The organism is Arenicella chitinivorans (genome assembly GCF_014651515.1).
Taxonomy (GTDB): domain Bacteria; phylum Pseudomonadota; class Gammaproteobacteria; order Arenicellales; family Arenicellaceae; genus Arenicella; species Arenicella chitinivorans.
Genome location: NZ_BMXA01000002.1, coordinates 569,128 through 587,458 on the forward strand (window position 1 = coordinate 569,128; position 18,331 = coordinate 587,458).

Genomic DNA, 18,331 nt, shown 5'->3' on the forward strand with positions numbered 1-18,331 from the left:
TCAATGGAATCATCGCCGATCAAACTGATTGTCGGTTTAGGCAATCCGGGCGAGAAGTATGCGAAAACCCGGCACAATGCCGGGTTTTTGTTTTTGGACGCTTTGTGCGAACAACTGGACATTCGCCTGAAGGCAGATAAACAGCTGTTTGGGCACAGCGCCAACGCAATAATTGCCGGTGGTGATGTTCGATTGCTTGCACCGAATACATTTATGAATCTGAGTGGCAAATCGGTGTTGGCAGCGACGCAATATTATAAAATTACTCTGCAAGAAACATTGGTTGTGCATGATGACCTCGATTTGGGTGCTGGCGTTGCACGACTCAAACTGGGCGGCGGGCACGGCGGCAACAATGGTCTCCGAGATATTGCACAGCGCTGTGCGACGACTGACTTTGCGCGGTTGCGCATTGGTATTGGGCATCCGGGCGTTGGGCGAGATGTATCCGCATATGTCCTTAAGCAACCAAACCGGGATGAGCAATCAAAAATAGAGCATGCGATAGCAGAAAGCTTGCGTGTATTGGACCTGGTCGCACACGGTGAGTTTCCGCGTGCAATGAATGAATTACATACTGTGTTGGCTAAATAACGGGCCATCTGGGAATTGATATGGGATTTAAATGTGGCATCGTCGGGCTGCCTAACGTGGGCAAGTCGACGCTTTTTAATGCATTAACTAATTCTGGTATTCAGGCCGAAAATTATCCGTTCTGTACCATTGAGCCTAATGTCGGCATTGTTGAGGTACCTGATCCAAGGCTGCAGCGTCTGACTGAGCTGGCAGAGCCGAACAAGACTATTCCCGCAACGATGGAGTTCGTGGATATTGCTGGATTGGTGGAGGGCGCGTCCAAAGGTGAGGGCTTAGGTAATCAATTTTTGGCGAATATCCGTGAGGTCGATGCCATCGCACATGTGGTGCGGTGCTTTAACGACGAGAACGTGGTGCACGTCGCGGGCAAAGTGGACCCAGCGTCTGACATCGAAGTGATTCACACCGAACTCGCGTTAGCGGATATGGACACGGTGGCCAAGGGTATTGAGCGTGCCGCTAAGCGTGCTAAATCGGGCGACAAAGACCAGATCAAATTAAAGGCCGTGCTTGAAAAAGTCCATGCGCACTTAGATACCGGTGAGCCGGTGCGCTCGCTGGATCTTGATAAAGACGACCGTCAGCTCATCAAACACTTGTGCTTGATGACAGCCAAACCAACCATGTATATCGCCAATGTCGACGAAGCTGGCTTTGAAAACAATCCACACCTGGACACCGTGCAGTCTATTGCCACAAAAGAGAATGCGAATGTGGTGGTGATCTGCGCTGCACTGGAGTCAGAGATTGCTGAGCTAGATGATGATGAGAAAATTGAGTTTCTGTCAGAAATTGGTCAGGAAGAACCAGGACTGAATCGCGTTATCCGCGCTGGCTACCAGCTGCTGGGGCTGCAAACCTACTTTACTGCGGGCAAAACGGAAGTGCGCGCCTGGACTATTCGCGTTGGGGATACCGCGCCACAAGCTGCAGGCGTGATTCATACTGATTTTCAGCGCGGGTTTATTCGCGCCGAGACAATCAGCTTTGCCGATTATGATCAGTACGGTGGCGAGCAAGGTGCCAAAGAGGCCGGCCGTTTCCGCTTAGAAGGTAAGGACTATGTGATGCATGACGGCGATGTTGTGCATTTTCGATTTAACGTGTAATTATCTCGGCCCCGCACGACTTGACGCAGTGGGGCCTTGATACAATCTGGAGAAAAGGATGTCATCCACCTATTTGGTAATCCATATACCTGATTGTGACACGGCTGTGGCGCAATCGTTGGTTTCGAGCACTGAGCGTGCTATGCAGGATCGAACTGCGTCTGTCCCTGAGTTGGTATTCGGCTTAGACGAGCAGGCCTTGGTTGGTCGACAGGGTACCTTGAGTCTTGACGGTGCGCCGCGTTTTGAAGCGCCTACACTAACCCTGTTTTTTGAAGCTGCTCCGAGTGTGAGTTTTATTTGGTTAGAGCAGATTATGGTGAGGTTGCGTGGTATGACGGCGGCACCATTTTATATTCATACATTTAACACGCAGGACAGCTCGGCGCTGTTTTTCCGTTTCGTACAGCCAACCAAAGCAGAAATGCTGTCGAGCTTTTCACCCGTGTTTACCGCGCTCAGTGAGCTGGCCGAGGACTCGATTGAGCAAGACAGTACCTTACTTCGCTACATCGCGTTGAACCAAGAACAACAGCTCGAGCATGAGCTGGCTTTGGATCTCGACGAAATCAGAATAGCCAAGATGCGGCAAAAAGGCTGGTATCGCGCGGTGGTTTGGCTTGGTCGAATCGCGTTATTTGGCGGTATTGGTTTCGCCTTAGTTAAGTGTAGCCAAGCTATTTTTTAGCGCCTCACACGGGCGGTCAGTCATGCGGCTGGCCGCCCGTGAGAATTATTTAATCCCAGTTAAGTGCCGCACCGGTCTGGTACTCAATAACACGGGTCTCAAAGAAGTTCTTTTCTTTGCGTAGATTGGATTGTTCGTCCAGCCAGGTTAAGCGGTTTTCAGCACCAGGAAACGGTTCAGTAATCTTGAGCTGTCGCGCGCGGCGATTGGCAATAAAGCGAAACTGTTCCATGTGGTCTTCTTTGTTGTAGCCAACGATCGGATCGGCAAGCAAAAAGCCAGCGTAGATTTCTTCGGCGGCTTCGCACTCATCCCACATTCGGCGTAGACGCGCCTCATCCAGAGTAAGGTTCTCTTCTTTGACAATCTCTCGCACCACGCGTATGCCAAACCCGCTGTGCAGGATTTCATCACGCATAATGTATTGCAATTGCTCCGCAGTGCCGTTCATCAAACCGCGCCGTTGCAAGGCGAAGATTGGGCTGAAGCCATTATAGAACCAGCACCCTTCGAACACGCCAGCAAAGAACAGATAGGAGTGCACAAAGGTGTCTAATTCGTCGGGTTGGTTCAGATCGATATCCGGGCGAAGTACGGTGTCGAGTCGGTCGTTCGCCAGTTTGATTTTTTGATAAATCTCCGGCACGACGCGATACCGATTATAAATTTCTTTCTGGTCAAGCCCGATGGTTTCGATGCAGTGCTGGTAGGTCCAGGTATGCATCGCTTCTTCGAACACTTGTCGCGCTTGATAGATTTGCAGTTCCGGCGCAGTCATTTTTTCCATGACCGCCAAGCCGATGTTCCGCATCGCTAGAATATCGGACGTGGTGAGGTACGCCAGCACGTGCTCATAAACATGTTTTTCTTCGCTAGTGAGTACGTGATGGTAGTCTCGTACGTCTTTGGTCATGTTGACGTCTAACGGCGTCCAATGGTTTTTATTGGCATTTAAAAAATACTGCCAAGCCCATGGGTACTTAAACGGCGCGAGTTGATTGATGTCACCATGTCCGTTGACCACACGCTTATCGCTGACGTCGACGGGTTTGGGCGCCGCGTGCTGAGACAAAGTCGGTCTGTTTGTAGTTGAGTTTAGCGATGCCTCTGTGTCTTGCAACGGAGATTGGTTGGTGTTCATGCCGTTAAACGCGGCGATCGGGTCGTCCCAGTTGTGTTTCATAATCTATCTCCGTTGCTATTGGCAGGCATCACAGTCCGGATCCAAAATCGAGCAAACCTTGGTTTCAGTTGGCTCGGTTTCAATCGACTGCGAGGTGGCTTTTTCCATCTGAGTTGCGCCCAATGAACGTAGGTAGTAAGTAGTTTTGAGACCACGAACCCAGGCCAGTTTGTAAATCTGATCCAGCTTTTTACCCGAAGGTTCGGCCAGATACAGATTGAGACTCTGTGCCTGATCGAGCCATTTTTGACGCCGGGAGGCGGCTTCGATTAGCCAGCGGGTGTCGAGTTCGAACGCGTTTTTGAACAACGCTTTTACGTGGTCGGGAATACGTTCTATGGCTTGTACTGAGCCATCGTAATATTTGAGGTCGTTCACCATGACGTCGTCCCATAACCCCAGGTTTTTGAGCGCAGTCACCAGGTGTTTGTTTACTACAGTAAATTCGCCCGATAAGTTCGATTTGACGTATAGGTTTTGGTAAGTCGGTTCAATCGATTGACTCAAACCGCAAATGTTAGAGATGGTCGCTGTTGGCGCGATTGCCAAACAATTACTGTTCCGCATACCAGTCTGCTTGATGCTACTGCGTAGACTATCCCAATCCAGGGTTTGAGATCGGTCTTGATCCAAGTAGTTACTGCGGGACTTTTCTAGCAAGTCGATTGAGTCGATCGGTAGTATGCCTTGACTCCAAAGTGAGCCGTCGTAACTTGGGTAAGTGCCGCGTTCTTGAGCAAGCTCATTCGATGCTTGAATCGCGTAATAGCTGATTGCCTCCATCGACTTATCCGCAAACTGCGTTGCCTCATCGCTGTCATAGGCTTGCGCACGTAAATACAATGCGTCCTGAAAGCCCATAACGCCCAGACCAACGGGTCGATGTTTGAGGTTTGAGCGGCGCGCTTGCGGCACACTGTAATAGTTATACTCAATCACATTATCCAGCATCCGCATGGCGGTGCGAACCGTGGTTTCAAGCTTGCTTTGATCGATTTCGCCGTCGACTAGGTGATTCACTAAGTTGATTGACCCCAGGTTACACACCGCGATTTCATCGTCATTCGTGTGTAAGGTGATTTCGGTGCACAGGTTCGAACTATGGACCACACCTTGGTGTTGATTGGTGTACCGCACATTGCAGGCGTCTTTGAAGGTAATCCAGGGGTGCCCCGTCTCGAACAACATACTCAACATCTTGCGCCACAGGTCTACCGCCTTGAGTCGGCGAAACAGAGGAATCTGGCCAGCATCAGCTTGGGCTTCGTAGTATTCATAGCGTTGTTTGAAGGCATTCCCGACCAGGTCGTGGAGGTCCGGCGTGTCGTCCGGTGAGAATAGTGTCCACATTTGATCTTCGACCACGCGCTGCATAAACAAGTCGGGTATCCAGTTTGCGGTATTCATGTCGTGTGTGCGACGTCGCTCATCGCCGGTATTCTTGCGTAGATCCAGAAAATCCTCGACATCGATATGCCAGGTCTCCAGATACGCGCACACCGCACCCTTGCGTTTACCGCCCTGGTTTACCGCCACAGCCGTGTCATTTGCCACTTTGAGAAACGGTACAACCCCCTGAGATTGGCCATGCGTGCCCTTGATGACCGCACCGAGTCCGCGGACTCGACTCCAGTCATTGCCTAGCCCGCCTGCAAATTTTGAGAGCAGTGCGTTGTCGTGGATGGCTGAATAAATGCCACTCAGGTCATCCGGCACCGTGGTGAGATAACAGGATGAAAGCTGAGGGCGTAGGGTGCCGGAATTGAACAAGGTTGGTGTCGATGCCATAAAGTCAAAGCTTGAGAGCACGTTATAAAACTCGATGGCGCGTGCTTCGCGGTCGACCTCGTTGATTGACAAACCCATGGCAACTCGCATAAAAAACGCCTGCGGTAGTTCCAAGCACACGGTGTTGTGCTTGATAAAATAACGGTCGGTCAATGTCTGCAGCCCCAAATACTCAAACTGCCGATCGCGTGACGGGTTAAGGGCGTCTGCTAAACGTTCAAGGTCGTACGACTTCAGTTCCTCGTCAAGATATTGGTGCTTGCAGGCTGTATGAATATAGCGGTGGAAATAGTCGGCATAGTTGAGGTCTTGACTATTGTCGATCGCAACCGCGAGGTAACTGAAGGCGGAATCCCGCAAGTTTTGCAACAGAAGTCGTGCCGTGACCTTGCTGTAATCCGGGTCGAGATCGATCAAACCGCGTGCCGCCAGAACCAATGATTGATTAAAATCATTGCGTGAAATGCCGTCAAAGATGCTTTTTTCGATCAGTTTTAAAAGCTTTGGGACGGACACATCCGTGAGATCATCGCAGTGATCGTGTAATAGCGCCTCGATGTCATTTAAGCTGCAAATGGAGTGTTGACCATCGCTCTCAAGGATCGAGAACCCAACTTTAGGGGAGGCCTCGGATGAGGCGCGCTGCTGTGCGCGTTCAGTGCGGTAAAGTACATAGGCGCGTGCTACCTTGTGGTGGCCGCTACGCATGAGTGCGAGTTCGACTTGATCCTGAATATCTTCAATATGCACGACAGGGTAGGCGATCAAGCTGCGCTGCAAGGCTGACAGTACTTGATCAGTAAGCTGTTGAACCGCGTCATGGATGCGCTGTGAGCCACTGGCTTTTTGGCCTTCAACGGCCAGCATGGCTTTACTGATTGCCACAGTGATTTTGTCGGCCGAGAAGGGGACGGTTTGGCCGGAGCGTTTTTTGACTTGGTAGTTGGATTCCGATTTGGTATTCGATTTAATAATCGGATTGGCTTCTGTCGGCGCAGAAGGAGCCGGTTGTGTGTGCATTTGACGCCTCTTTGATGGTTGCTAAGAAGTTGGCAAATGCCAGGATCAAAGAGTGTGCTCGACCCAATGCGGACGCACTGGTGGCCAGACAGGGCTGGTGAGATGTCGATCAACGTACCTTGACGCGAGGCATTGCGTGACCAGGCAGGTAATCGGACTAAAGCGTAAACCAATACGGTTCAGGCTATCACCGTTGCGCGACAGTGCTGGATTTTCACCAGCTTCCCCTGCAAAGTGATTGCACTATATCTTGTTTTTAATAGAAATAAAACCGCAATATATAGTGGTTTTTGTGTTGATCGTTTGCTCTATCAAGTGGAAGTGGCTGCGGTGACTGGAACGTGATAACGTACACATTCTAGTTTTGCTGCTATGGAGGATTGCTATGAAAGCACTCGGTTTAGGGATCGGACTTATCACTCTTTTTTACTCACTAACGCTGAACGCAGCCAGCCTGCGTGCAACCCAGCTGCCCAACCTTGAGATAGAGGGGTCAATAGCACCTGGTAGTCGTAGCCGCTTAGAGGGCGATCGAGTGTTGTTTGCCACGGAGCAATTCGAGGGCGATACTAAAGTGTTTGTCTATGACCTTAAGAGCTACCAGTCCGTCGATATTTTAGTCGTTCCAACCCCAACCAATTATCAAGACAACGCTATCTACACTGAGGTCTATTCGGATGGTTCCGTCGCCTATATTGTTTTAGACGGTGATCTTTACGTCTCCGATGGCACAAAAAGTGGCACGACCCTGGTTGATCAATTTGGTGTCTACAACACCAAAGACGGTGTATTCAATGCGATATCAAAGGGCATTGTGATCGATGGCGTTTTCTATTTTCAATACTCAGAAGAAGTCGCTTCGAATGGTGTGTTTGGTGAGTACGCTGAGTCACCAGCGCTCTGGCGAAGTGATGGTACAGCCGCAGGCACATGGAAGTATTCCGGGTCAGACGGCATATGGACTGAGTTGGGGGCCTTCGCAGCAAAAAATGAACCAGGTTCGGTGTACCTTTTCCGGCCAGATTCTAATGAGCTTTGGAAAACCAACAGTAATCGCGCGGTAATCAAAATTGGTCAACTTGGCCCGACTACATCTTGGTCTTACACGTACAACAGAGGTCAACAATTTCAGGTGGTGTCGAACTCACAGGGTCATTTCTTTTGCACCGAACTCGATGGCAAGCTACATGACAACGGCGCATTATGGCGACTGTCCAATAATGATTCATTGCAGAAGCTGGCAGACAAGTGTGTGGTTGGCGCGCTCACCGTTGTAAATGACCAGATTGTGTACAAGGACGCAACAGGTTTGTGGATGACCACTGGCGTTGCTGGAGAAGAGCGCCAAGTTTTTCAGTTTGCTAATGTCAGCAATACATTCGGACAAGAGCAAATGTGTGTCATCGATAATAAAGCGCACGCTGTGCTCACTTCAAACTCTGCCCACCGTGTTGTGTCAATAGGTGGTAATGGAACCGTGTCTGTCATTAAGCAGGATTCACATGATCCAAAGCAGCGAGTAGGGCTGGTGGAATGCCTGCAAGACCAGCTGTTGGTCTACAGCTCACCGGTGAATGAATATGCTCCGCAACCTGAACGGGTGACCCATTGGCTGATTGAACCCGAAACGAAAGCGATTAAACGCCTTTCAAGTAAGAAGGCATTGGCAGACGTATATCTTGAGGGCCTAACAACGGGGCGCGCTGCCTCGTTAGGTCAGTTATGCACGGAGAGGTTCTGTTTATTGCCGACTTGGCCTCAGACCTTGCCTGCGGTACTGGATATTCTTGTAAACTGACACTCTTTCCGATTAATCAATCTAATCACCTTCAAGCCTTGTCGCATTGATCAACCTCGGTATCAGATTATGGTGAGAACTCTCTTTCGAATGGCGGCCCTAGGCTGGTTTTTATTTAGTTGCACGAACGCTCACGCAGCTTCGGATCAGATCCTGAGCTACACTGCGCCTAAAGTGGTTAAAGGGTCCGTCATCGTTGAATACCCGCCTGTTGAAGAGTTGTATGGCAAAGAGGCTTGGGTCGATCTCAGTTTTATGGTGAGCGAGACCGGGCAGCCATTTGACATAGAGGTGACCGACAGCAGTGGCGCCAAGGCATTTATTAAGCAAGCGGTGCAGGCATTGGAGAAGGGGCTATACTCTCCGGCGATGCAAAATGGCGTACCCATTGAAGCAAGTCAGGAAATGCGCGTTCGATTTCAGATACAAGGCTCACTGAAAGCTGCTTATCCAAAGTTCGTGCGCCGCTTTCGCAGTTTAATGAACGCATTGAAGCGTAACGATGTGGATAAAGCCTCTCGAATCATGGCCAAGCTTGACACGATGGACATTCGAAACTTGTACGAGGATGCATACCTGAATATCGCACGGTTTAATTACGCCGTCGCGACTGATCAACCGGATGTAACACAACTACGATTCTTGTCTCGTGCGGTGGACGGTCAGGGTCAAGAAGGCTATCTCCCCTCAAAGCTTTACCTTGGTTCGATGGAGCTAAAATTTAACCTAGAGGTACAGACCAAAGATTATGTGTCTGCGTTACATACCTATCGCAGGATGACAAAGCTCGATGAAAGTGGAGGGTTGGAAGCAAAGTACCAGCAACTTCACACTCAAATTCTGGCACTGAAGTCTACGCCGGGAAGCTATCAGGTGGTTGGTGAGTTGGCGGAGTCTGGTATTTGGCGATTCGATTTATTTAAAATGCGGTTTAGCTTGCACGACGTACGCGGTGAAATCTCGGATTTGAAACTCAAGTGTTCTGCGCGACGTGTATCACTACCAGTTCGTGTTGACGCCGAGTTTAAAATACCTGCGTCTTACGGAGCCTGCGCGCTTGTGGTTTCCGGGGCAGAGGGCACTCAATTTAAGGTTCTGCAAACAACCCTTTGATGGCTCCCAATGGAACAAGGATTGTGACACACGAGTCACTGGGACCAATAAAGAGCTGGGTGGTATCTGGGTATTTTTGATGAACTCATTGTCCTTTGCTCATTAACGTTGTACTTTGGGTGTCATTCTGTATCCAAATTAGTTAACACTGCGATTATGACTCTTAGATTAGGACAGACCCGCGCACACGCCAAATTGGTCGTTTCACAACGCATGCTTTGGTTGACGCTGATTTGCGGCCTGCAGACTGGCTGTACCACATTTATTCCGGGTGTCGACCGGGTATTGTTTCGAAACAGCTCAGCCCAAGTCGGACCGTTGGTAACCACCGAGCAACAGTACCCAACCGAGATCAGTGCCGATGGCGGCAACCAAGCAACACCTGCAGATAAAGAGGTAGTTGTAGTTGAAGAGGTAGCTGAAGTTGAAGAGGTAAGCAGGCCAGAGAATGCGGCGGCTACAGCTGTCGACAAACAGGAAGCGCCAGCAGCGCCACTAGCCCATTCATCACCCGTTGATAGCAGTCCAACAAAACCAACACCACGCGTAACACCACCTAAACCGGTGGCGACTGTCCCCAGCGCAGCGCCAACGGAGCATGAGACCGCGCTCAATGAAATTGCCATCGAATACGGTTCTGTGGCGGGAAAAGTGGTACTCACCGGTGGTGAAGGTCAAGCATTGCCCAGCACCGGCACCATGATTACATTGACGCCCACAACGATGAGTCAAAATGAGCTGGATCGCCAACCGCAAGTTCACATCATTGATATGGAAGATAAAGCTTACCAACCTCGTTATTCAGCGATCCATGCTGGCGATCAGGTCGTGTTTGTGAATAAAGATAATATTCGGCACAACGTGTTTTCGTCGTCTGGGAACAATGCGTTCGACCTGGGAACTTACGGCGCTGGGCTGAAGCGCGCTGTGGCACTAAAGGAACCCGGTATCGTCAAAATCTACTGTAATATTCATTCCGAGATGGCGACTTTCATTGCGGTCGGTAATCAGGGGTTGAGTACTAAAGTGGATGACCAAGGCCGCTATCGTATTCAGGATGTTTTGCCCGGTACCTATGAGATGAGTATTTGGAATATTCGTGGTGAAACAAAACAAGAGATTAAAGTGAGTGCCGGGAAGACTACCAACGTGATTGATCGTATTGATACCACGGCATTCAAGGTCGAGCCGCATAAGAATAAATTTGGGGGAAAATATTCTAAAAACGCCACGTTGTTCGAAGATGAGTTCTACTAATGTCGACCCCCAAGATTCGGTTTGGGCTTCGTGAGAAGCTATTTTTTCTGATATTGGTCGCCTTTGGCGCGCTAATACTGACTACATTCTGGCAGATAGGTGTACAAGCTCGACAGGTCTCAGCGGATACCATTGGTCAATCATTGCGACAATCCAGTACCGTGCTCGATACCAAGATCGAGAGCCGTTTTAACTCAATCGGCGAGGTCGCTAGGAGTATTGCTCGGGACAGTCGAATACTGCCGTTGGTGTATGAAAGCGAAGTATTGACGTTGCAAGATCAAAGCCAGGAATTTCAGAAGCAGTTGGATTTTGACATCCTCTTTTTTACTGATGGCGTGGGAAATATCTTGGCACGCTCAGATCGACCTGATGCGGTCGGTCAGAATATGGCCGGGAAGGCACCGTTTTTTGATACGGCGTTATCCGGAAAATCTGGGCAGGGCTATTTCGTGAGTCAAGGACGCTTGATGCAGATCGTGACTGAGCCGATCTTCGATAATGTCGCTACGGATGTGGTTCGTGGCACTGTGGCCGTCGCGTATGAGTTTAGTAATGCGATGGCGAATGAAATTGTCTCGCTTACAGTGAGTGATATTGGTTTCTTCAGCTTTGCTCGAGATGCAAGTCGTCAAGTCAGCGGTGTGAACAATATTTATGTTACCGACGATGCTTTGAGCACCGCGTTGAATCAGTATTTTAAGGACGACAGCATGCGCTGGAGGCCCATGTTTGACACCAAGGCGGCGGTTCAGAACATGCAGATGACCCTCAATGAGCAGGAGTATTTTGCGGTTGCTCGACGAGTAGGAAACGCGGGTGGTGACCCCTTAGGTTTCGTGTTGATTCTGCGTTCCAGTGCCGACTTGCTGGCACCGTTCACGCGAATTCAAAATACCGTGCTGGTGATTGGTGGTCTGTGCCTAATTGTGGCGTTCATGCTGGCGGCGTTTGTAGCGTTTCGTATCAGTCGCCCAATTATTGAATTGGTCTCGGTGACCGGCGATATTCGAGAAGGAGTTTTTCCCAGCAAAGACTCTGCGCCCAAGACCAACGATGAGATAGGCGTCTTGTACCGCGCCGTGGTGGACATGGGGAACACCTTAAAAGAGAAGGCGGAACTGGAGAACTATCTGGCCCAGATGTCCAATGAACTGAACACAGACACGGCGCTTACCAACAGTGATTTGGGTGTTGGCATGGCGTTGGATGACACCCTAAAGCCGGGCGGGGTCGCACTCATGAGTGCGGAAGCCGCTCCCGTTGCAGACCACACAGCTGTTGGTAAGTCGACACCATCGATTGCACCGGGTACGGTGATCGCAGACCGCTACGAGGTGCTCAAGCCGATTGGACGAGGTGCCATGGGACTGGTGCTTCTGGTGCAGGATCGAGACCTGGATGAACGCACCGCACTAAAATTACTGCCACGCGATTTGTTTTCAGACAATGATGCACTGAGTATTAAAGAAGAAATTCGATTGGCGCGTCGGATCACGCATCGAAATATTCTTCGCACCTTTGATATGGGGAGTTGGGATGGGTTTACTTATATCAGTATGGAGTATGTGCCCGGCTATGACCTGGATTTTTTACTTAAAAAACGCGGTGCGCAGGATCGCTATATTGCGCTGTTGATGGGGCGGCAAATTTGCTCAGCCATGAACGCCGCGCATGAGGAGGGCGTCATTCATTTGGATTTGAAACCAGGTAACATGATGGTTAATCGGCAGGGTATTCTAAAGATCATGGATTTTGGTCTGGCGCGCAGCGTGGCCAGTCAGGAAGTGCGCTCTGCCGACCAAACTGGGACTCAGATTATGGGCACGCCGCGCTATATGGCACCAGAGCAGTTTTTGCACGAAGAGCTGGACCAGCGCACCGATATCTACGCCATCGGCATTATTCTATACACCCTGCTGAGTGGTGAGCCGCCGTTCACACATCAAGATTACATGAAGCTAGCTGAGATGCATGTGCACCAAGATCTGCCGTTGATTCAAGGCGTGGACGGTCTCATTACGGGTGAGCTTGATCAGATTATTCGTAAGGCCACCGAGAAAAATCCGGCCAATCGCTACCAATCGGTACGCGAGATGTTGGAACAGCTCAGCCAAGTCTAGTGCGATCAGCCTAGCGCTTGAAGCCCATTTGCCAGCGTAATGTCAGTAGCCATTCATCGTGGTCCTCCCAGCGACCGGCACGTTCTACTTGATTGTCGGCATATTCGATGATCAGGCGCAGCCGGTCGGAAAAATCCACATTCAGCGCATAATCGATTTTGCGCCAGTCCCAGGTTAGGCTGGGGGTTGGAAACGCAGGGTGGCCAGCGAAATCATTACTTAGTTTGGAGTATCGAATCACCGGTGTGATGGCAATCGGGGTATTAAACACATAGCTGGCTTCCACTTCGAAACCGTCGCGATCCAGGCCAGCCAAGTCCTGTTTGACGTATTGAGAGAAGAGAGCAAAATCACCCATGTAGTACCAGGCGTTAATACCACTCTCCGTTTTCTGCGTGGACGTGGTGGGCAAGCGAATACCTTCTGCGCCCGGAACATCGCTCAGGTCCAGTAAATCCAAGTCGCCGCCATAAAAAGTGCCATTTAATTTGCGTGTCTTCGCCAGATCACGCTCATAATGGTATGCGAGCAGTCCGAGTCTGTGTTTTTGATCAGCGGAATTGAATCGATATCCGAGGCCGATGCCAAGCTCCGGGTTGCTCGATAAATCAAAGTCCTCAACCTCGGCATCGTACAACATGACGATGCCGCTTTTGAGCTCGGGGTCGGGGTTACTATTCGGTGGGACGCGGAATTCTTCCGTTCCATTGTCACCGGCTAACGCGTGTGCATCGCGGATAAAGACTGGGTTACCGGTTGTGTAACTGAGTCGACCGTAAAAACCGGAAGCCAGGTCAAAACCGGCTTCAATACCGCTATCTTCCAACCGATTAAATGCGGTTGACACCACGCCATAGCTCTCGGTCCGGCGCTCGCGTTGTTGCTCAAACTTCTTGAATTTTCCGATCTGCGCGTACGCGCTGTTGCGTGTTGGAAGGCGAGTGGCTCCGAAGGCATCTCCGTAGCGCAGAAACAGAGCATCGACATCTATTTTGTGGTCGCCTGAGGTTGGGTTTCGATCGTACAGGTCAATGGCGTCAAGCTTAAATTGCAACTGCACGGCGTCAGCGAGTTGCCACTTGCCTGCGGCGCTAATGAGCGAAATCTCTGCATGGCCGCCTTCGTCGACAGTTTCAATAAATGCGGACTCTGCACCGACGGGTAATTGAATTGGACTAAAGGGAAAGCCAGTTGGGAACCGTGTTTGGTCGCTATAGCGGTAGTTTGCCTTGACTTCAAGTTGCACGTCGAGCGTTTCGCTGAGCGCAGGTGTCGCACACCATGCAGTCAACAGCAGAGGTAGGCATTTGAGGTGGTTGTATTGGTGTAGGCGTGGTGTGTTTTTATTCATTTGGTCCGTCCAGTTTTGTCATGGAGGGTGTTCGGCGGCCGGGCTGCTGAGCAGTGATAACCGCTATCGGCTTTTCAATTACGTAGTTTGTCTACTGGCTTTCTGATGGCGGAGAAGAGACGTTCAAGCAGGCTTGGTTTGGTGTAATATCGCGCTGCGATCAGAGTTATATTGTCGCTCTGGCCTGCACCGCCCGCTTTTGCCAAACCTGCCCATTTGCGTAGCAATTCTGTGGTCATCGGTGCACTGCTGAGCGCGCGAGTTACCGATTGCATATCGACTTGACTCCAAAGGCCATCACTACAAAGCAGTAAGGTGTCTCCTTCGCGCGCCACGCTGCTGTCAGTATCGGGGAGCACGTCGTCGAGCGCTCCCAGGCACATATAAAGTTGATTTGGCGTTACCGCATCCTCAGTCTCAGGCACGGCTGTCGGATCCGAACGCTGCAATTCGACCATGGAGTGGTCTGTGGTTCTGAGTACGGTTTCACCATCTCGAATCAAGTAGGCGCGACTGTCACCAACGTGCCCCCAGAATAGTTGGTCTTCGTGTGTTAGCACGAGTACCAGTGTGGTGCATGCCAGTTCGTCACCACCGACATTGAGAACGCGTTCATTACAGTCCTGAATTAGTTCGTGCAGGGCGGTTTGTGGATTCTGACTGTTTAGCAAGTTCGTCAGCTGTGCATGTATGTATTCAATCGCAGCTTCCGCCGCCGCGCCACCGGTTTTGTGTCCGCCGGCACCGTCCGCCACCACCAACAGGCACCGTTCACCCGTGGGGCTTTGTGCCATCAAAAAGCGATCTTGTTGCTCATCTCGATCGCCGATCTCGGTATCGACTACGCAATTCCAGGGCATGACGCTGAGTTTCGAGCTTTAATCGAGTCGATTAAAGAATTCGAATTCAATGTCTCGCACGATGAATCCGCTGCCATCGATCAGTTTGACGGGGTCGACAACTTGCTTGTTCTGAAAAATAGCGTTTCCACGTTTATGCGGAACTAGCTCGTAGCTGCTGCCTTGGCGTTCAATCGTTGCCGCGATTGCCGGGGCAAACCAGCCGGACGTTTTGATATCGGCATTTTTACCGCCACCAATAATCGTTCGCGGTTTCTGGATGAGCAGTTTTTGCGGTTCGCCGGATGCCGTTTTATAGGTCACATAACACTGCTTGGTCTTCTGTCTTAGCTTATCAAGCTCAGTCTTGTCGGTCAGGTTATAGAACTCTGTTTTGTCTGACGCGACGCTTTGTGAAGCATCCAAATCTTGGTCGTTCGTGGCGCCAATGCCAGCCTTCGCCATAAATTTGATGACAAAGTTATGAATTTGAATTTCATCCCAGTATTTCAGTTTCTCGCGGTTAACTTTTTCATTGTTGAGAAAAACACCATTCTGACTCTCAAGGTCAACCACGTAATAATCGCCGTCCTGGTATTCGATGGCGGCGTGAACGCGCGATACCCCAGGGTCGGGCAGGACGATCGTGTTGTCGTCGACCCGACCGAGTGTGATGCGCTCTTCACCCAGTTCCAGTTGTGTCTTTAACTCATTACCACAGTAAACCCGAATGTAACCCATAACGATATATCCTATGTGCTGGAGTACTAATGTTGTGTATTAGTGTTAGTTGTTGTCGGTGATCATCTGCGCGTTCATACTCGCTAGCAATGTTGAACTTGCGTCGGATGACCTTAGATTGTGCGACCTAGGTCGGCATTATCACTGCTTACTTCTCGTCCAAGGGCTAGAACAATTGCGGCTCCGATACAAAGTAGAATCGCAGAGCGAGATTACTTCTGACCGTCACATTGAAAAAAATATTGCACTTGATCGGACCATTTTCGAGGACCACTGCTCAGCATATGAGCATATTTCTCACCAGACTTCAAAGCGAATGACCATGAATCATGACGCAATTTGCGTTTAAAAATGTTGGTTTATCGGGCTTATCAGTGGGTAATTGCAGAATGTCGCCGTTGTTGAAGCCAGTGCGCAAAGCGCTGGTCTCAATCATGAGTGTCGCCTTGAGCCGTAAAAGTTCAACGAGGTGTGGCTTTTAATTTTTTCGATCATCCTGGTCGAAATGGCATGATTTAAGCCGAGCGAAGCGGCCTGAATCTTGGACATGATTCAGGCCGAAAATAGCGAGGTTAGAAGCGGATAACTATTTGCTCCTGCAAATCGATGTCCATCCCATCCAGCTGATTGGAGAGTGCTTGCATTTCTTCTCGTGGTAGCGAACCAAAGGACTGCATTTTTTTCAGGTTATCCATATTGCTCATCAGTTTATCCATTTTGAAGTCGGTCAAAACGACAGTGTTGCCGTCGTGGTGAATCGCGTTGGTTGATTTGATGTCGTCCAAACCTTCAATGCTGATGGCGATACGCATACCTTGGAACATTGCAGCCATCATGCCCAACATTTGTGGTGGCATATCGTCCATGCCATCGTCGCTGACATTGACTTGGTCGTTGGCGTCGTATTCGTGTGGAATGCGGATTTTCAACACACCATCCTGCATCGAGAAGTCCGGCACTTGGGTCAGTGCATCTTTTTGCTCTGCGACTTCGGCGCCTTTCTCTTCATCACCCAATGACTCACGCATTTTCACTGCAATGCTATTGATGTCATCAAACGCATACGTGGCGTGGTAACCGCGCATTCCCATTTCATTACTGCCCAACTGATACTGTTTGACCGTCACGCCGTCGCCCATTTCGCGCGCAAAGTCTTCGAAATACTGATCATCATACTCATTCTTGAGTTTGGCTTCGGCCGCATCGGCTCCGCCCTCAACACCTTGTTCATCGGCTAACCCTGAGAGAAAACCACTCATCGCATCTTCCATGCTGTTATACGAATAGTGCTCGACGAAACCGGAGCCGTCTTTTTTAACTTTGACAACGACGCGTTCCTCGATGCAGGCTGTTAACCCGAGCAGAAGTACCGCAGCCAGTGTGAATTTGGAGAGCCAGTTTTTCATAAATTCCTCTGTATTGTTGAGTGCATCCCATACGCGGGGCCACTAGCTTAATTCGGAAGCAGTGTGGCGTCCAGTATGATTTGACCGTCAGTGGATTGGAGTTCGTTCTAGCAACGGAGTGCGTTACCATGGTGACTTCGACAACCTAGGGAGTCATCGATCGGTTATTGCTGTCGGTGCATGGTCTTTGAGTGTGTCGTGACTCAATGTGTTACTCGTGGACAGTCGCTTTCTGCACAAGATGTGAAACACATTGATACACTGGCAATGCGCATCAATCTGAGACCGTTTTAATGTCTCGGTGGTTTCCTAATCCTTTTGGATCTTTGAAAAATGCAAAAAGTACATGTTGTGCCGGATGGACCGGCTTTTTCCGAATTGGTGCAAGGGTATTGGCGAATGGGCGAGTGGGATCGTTCATTGCAGTCGCATCTTCGTTTTCTTGAACAACACCTAGAGTTAGGTATCACGACGGTTGATCATGCGCATGTCTATGGCGGTGATCCGAGTTGCGAGGCGTTGTTCGGTGACGTGCTAAAACTGCAACCGAGTTTACGCAGTAAGCTGGAAATCGTTTCAAAGTGCGGGATTGAGTTGGTCGACCATCAGGATGTGCGGGTCAATCACTACGATGCGAGCCCAAACGCGATACGCGCGTCAGTGGAGACCTCACTGCGCCGACTTGGCACGGATTATTTGGACGTGCTGCTGCTCCATCGACCAGATTTATTGTTGGACGCCGACGCCGTGGCGGACACTTTCAACGAGCTGCACCAAGAGGGCAAGGTGCAACACTTCGGAGTGTCCAACTTCACCAACACGCAGTTTGCCTTATTACAGTCCCGACTCGAAAAACCATTGGTGACCAATCAAGTGGAAATCAATCCCGTAAATTTGAACACCGTGAACGACGGTACGCTGGAATTTCTACAACAGCATCGCGTTCGCCCAATGGCCTGGTCATGTTTGGCCGGTGGGCATATCTTTGGTGATCAGTCCACGCAGATGACGCGTCTACGCCATACGCTGGAAGATATTGCCAATGAACTTAGCGTCGACGCGATTGATCAGGTGGTCTACGCTTGGGTACGCCGCCTGCCGTCTAAACCGGTGGTGATTATCGGCAGTGGTGATATTACGCGAGTTCAGCGGGCAGTAGACGCGTTAAATCTGAGTTTAAGTCAGGAACAGTGGTACCGCATTTGGGTGGCCTCAATGGGACACGGAGTGCCATGATGTAGTACCACCACACACATTATTCACAAAAACACCATGCAGGATGCCGGTGTGTGTCGGCATACTCATACTCAGTAAGGAA

The 18,331-nt window shown here is 50.2% G+C and carries 14 protein-coding genes and 1 riboswitch; of the genes, 8 read left to right on the top strand and 6 right to left on the bottom strand.

Annotated elements, in window-relative coordinates:
* The first annotated feature begins 3 nt into the window (after window positions 1–3).
* The 3 genes from pth to IE055_RS07810 are packed head-to-tail and all read left to right on the top strand — an operon-like array spanning window position 4 to window position 2,394.
* The gene (gene pth, locus IE055_RS07800) at window positions 4–594 is read left to right on the top strand and encodes an aminoacyl-tRNA hydrolase (protein WP_189399539.1); all 591 of its coding nucleotides are present in this window, start codon (window positions 4–6) and stop codon (window positions 592–594) included.
* Window positions 595–614: 20 nt separating this feature from the next.
* The gene (gene ychF, locus IE055_RS07805; RefSeq protein WP_189399541.1) at window positions 615–1,706 is read left to right on the top strand and encodes a redox-regulated ATPase YchF; all 1,092 of its coding nucleotides are present in this window, start codon (window positions 615–617) and stop codon (window positions 1,704–1,706) included.
* Window positions 1,707–1,764: 58 nt separating this feature from the next.
* The gene (locus IE055_RS07810) at window positions 1,765–2,394 is read left to right on the top strand and encodes a hypothetical protein (protein WP_189399544.1); all 630 of its coding nucleotides are present in this window, start codon (window positions 1,765–1,767) and stop codon (window positions 2,392–2,394) included.
* Window positions 2,395–2,443: 49 nt separating this feature from the next.
* On the opposite strand, the gene IE055_RS07815 is transcribed toward IE055_RS07810, so the two are convergent.
* Window positions 2,444–3,577: a ribonucleotide-diphosphate reductase subunit beta gene (locus tag IE055_RS07815; RefSeq protein ID WP_189399546.1), complete on the bottom strand. Its 1,134-nt coding sequence runs from the start codon at window positions 3,575–3,577 to the stop codon at window positions 2,444–2,446.
* A 15-nt stretch (window positions 3,578–3,592) separates the two neighbouring features.
* The gene (locus IE055_RS07820) at window positions 3,593–6,385 is read right to left on the bottom strand and encodes a ribonucleoside-diphosphate reductase subunit alpha (protein ID WP_189399548.1); all 2,793 of its coding nucleotides are present in this window, start codon (window positions 6,383–6,385) and stop codon (window positions 3,593–3,595) included.
* A 126-nt stretch (window positions 6,386–6,511) separates the two neighbouring features.
* Window positions 6,512–6,653: riboswitch (cobalamin riboswitch) on the bottom strand.
* Window positions 6,654–6,770: 117 nt separating this feature from the next.
* Here IE055_RS07820 and IE055_RS07825 point away from each other — a divergent pair.
* From IE055_RS07825 to IE055_RS07840, 4 genes are all read left to right on the top strand, one after another.
* The gene (locus tag IE055_RS07825) at window positions 6,771–8,183 is read left to right on the top strand and encodes a hypothetical protein (protein WP_189399550.1); all 1,413 of its coding nucleotides are present in this window, start codon (window positions 6,771–6,773) and stop codon (window positions 8,181–8,183) included.
* A 69-nt stretch (window positions 8,184–8,252) separates the two neighbouring features.
* Window positions 8,253–9,296, top strand: a complete 1,044-nt coding sequence (locus IE055_RS07830) for an energy transducer TonB (protein WP_189399552.1) — start codon at window positions 8,253–8,255, stop codon at window positions 9,294–9,296.
* A 156-nt stretch (window positions 9,297–9,452) separates the two neighbouring features.
* Window positions 9,453–10,553, top strand: coding sequence for a hypothetical protein (locus IE055_RS07835; protein ID WP_189399553.1), 1,101 nt, complete (start codon window positions 9,453–9,455; stop codon window positions 10,551–10,553).
* A complete protein-coding gene (locus tag IE055_RS07840; RefSeq protein WP_189399555.1) occupies window positions 10,553–12,676 on the top strand; it encodes a serine/threonine-protein kinase in 2,124 nt (707 codons plus the stop codon). Before IE055_RS07835 ends, IE055_RS07840 begins: the two co-directional genes overlap by 1 nt.
* A gap of 10 nt (window positions 12,677–12,686) precedes the next feature.
* Here IE055_RS07840 and IE055_RS07845 read toward each other — a convergent pair whose 3' ends face one another.
* From IE055_RS07845 to IE055_RS07860, 4 genes are all read right to left on the bottom strand, one after another.
* Window positions 12,687–14,027, bottom strand: coding sequence for a hypothetical protein (locus IE055_RS07845; RefSeq protein WP_189399557.1), 1,341 nt, complete (start codon window positions 14,025–14,027; stop codon window positions 12,687–12,689).
* Window positions 14,028–14,101: 74 nt separating this feature from the next.
* Window positions 14,102–14,887 (bottom strand): PP2C family protein-serine/threonine phosphatase, encoded by a 786-nt coding sequence (locus tag IE055_RS07850; protein ID WP_189399559.1) that lies wholly within the window; start codon window positions 14,885–14,887, stop codon window positions 14,102–14,104.
* Window positions 14,888–14,905: 18 nt separating this feature from the next.
* Window positions 14,906–15,607, bottom strand: coding sequence for an FHA domain-containing protein (locus IE055_RS07855; RefSeq protein WP_189399561.1), 702 nt, complete (start codon window positions 15,605–15,607; stop codon window positions 14,906–14,908).
* 572 nt (window positions 15,608–16,179) lie between these two features.
* The gene (locus IE055_RS07860) at window positions 16,180–17,013 is read right to left on the bottom strand and encodes a hypothetical protein (RefSeq protein WP_189399563.1); all 834 of its coding nucleotides are present in this window, start codon (window positions 17,011–17,013) and stop codon (window positions 16,180–16,182) included.
* Window positions 17,014–17,346: 333 nt separating this feature from the next.
* Between IE055_RS07860 and IE055_RS07865 the strand changes: the two genes are divergently transcribed.
* A complete protein-coding gene (locus tag IE055_RS07865) occupies window positions 17,347–18,249 on the top strand; it encodes an aldo/keto reductase (protein ID WP_189399565.1) in 903 nt (300 codons plus the stop codon).
* Window positions 18,250–18,331: the final 82 nt, after the last annotated feature.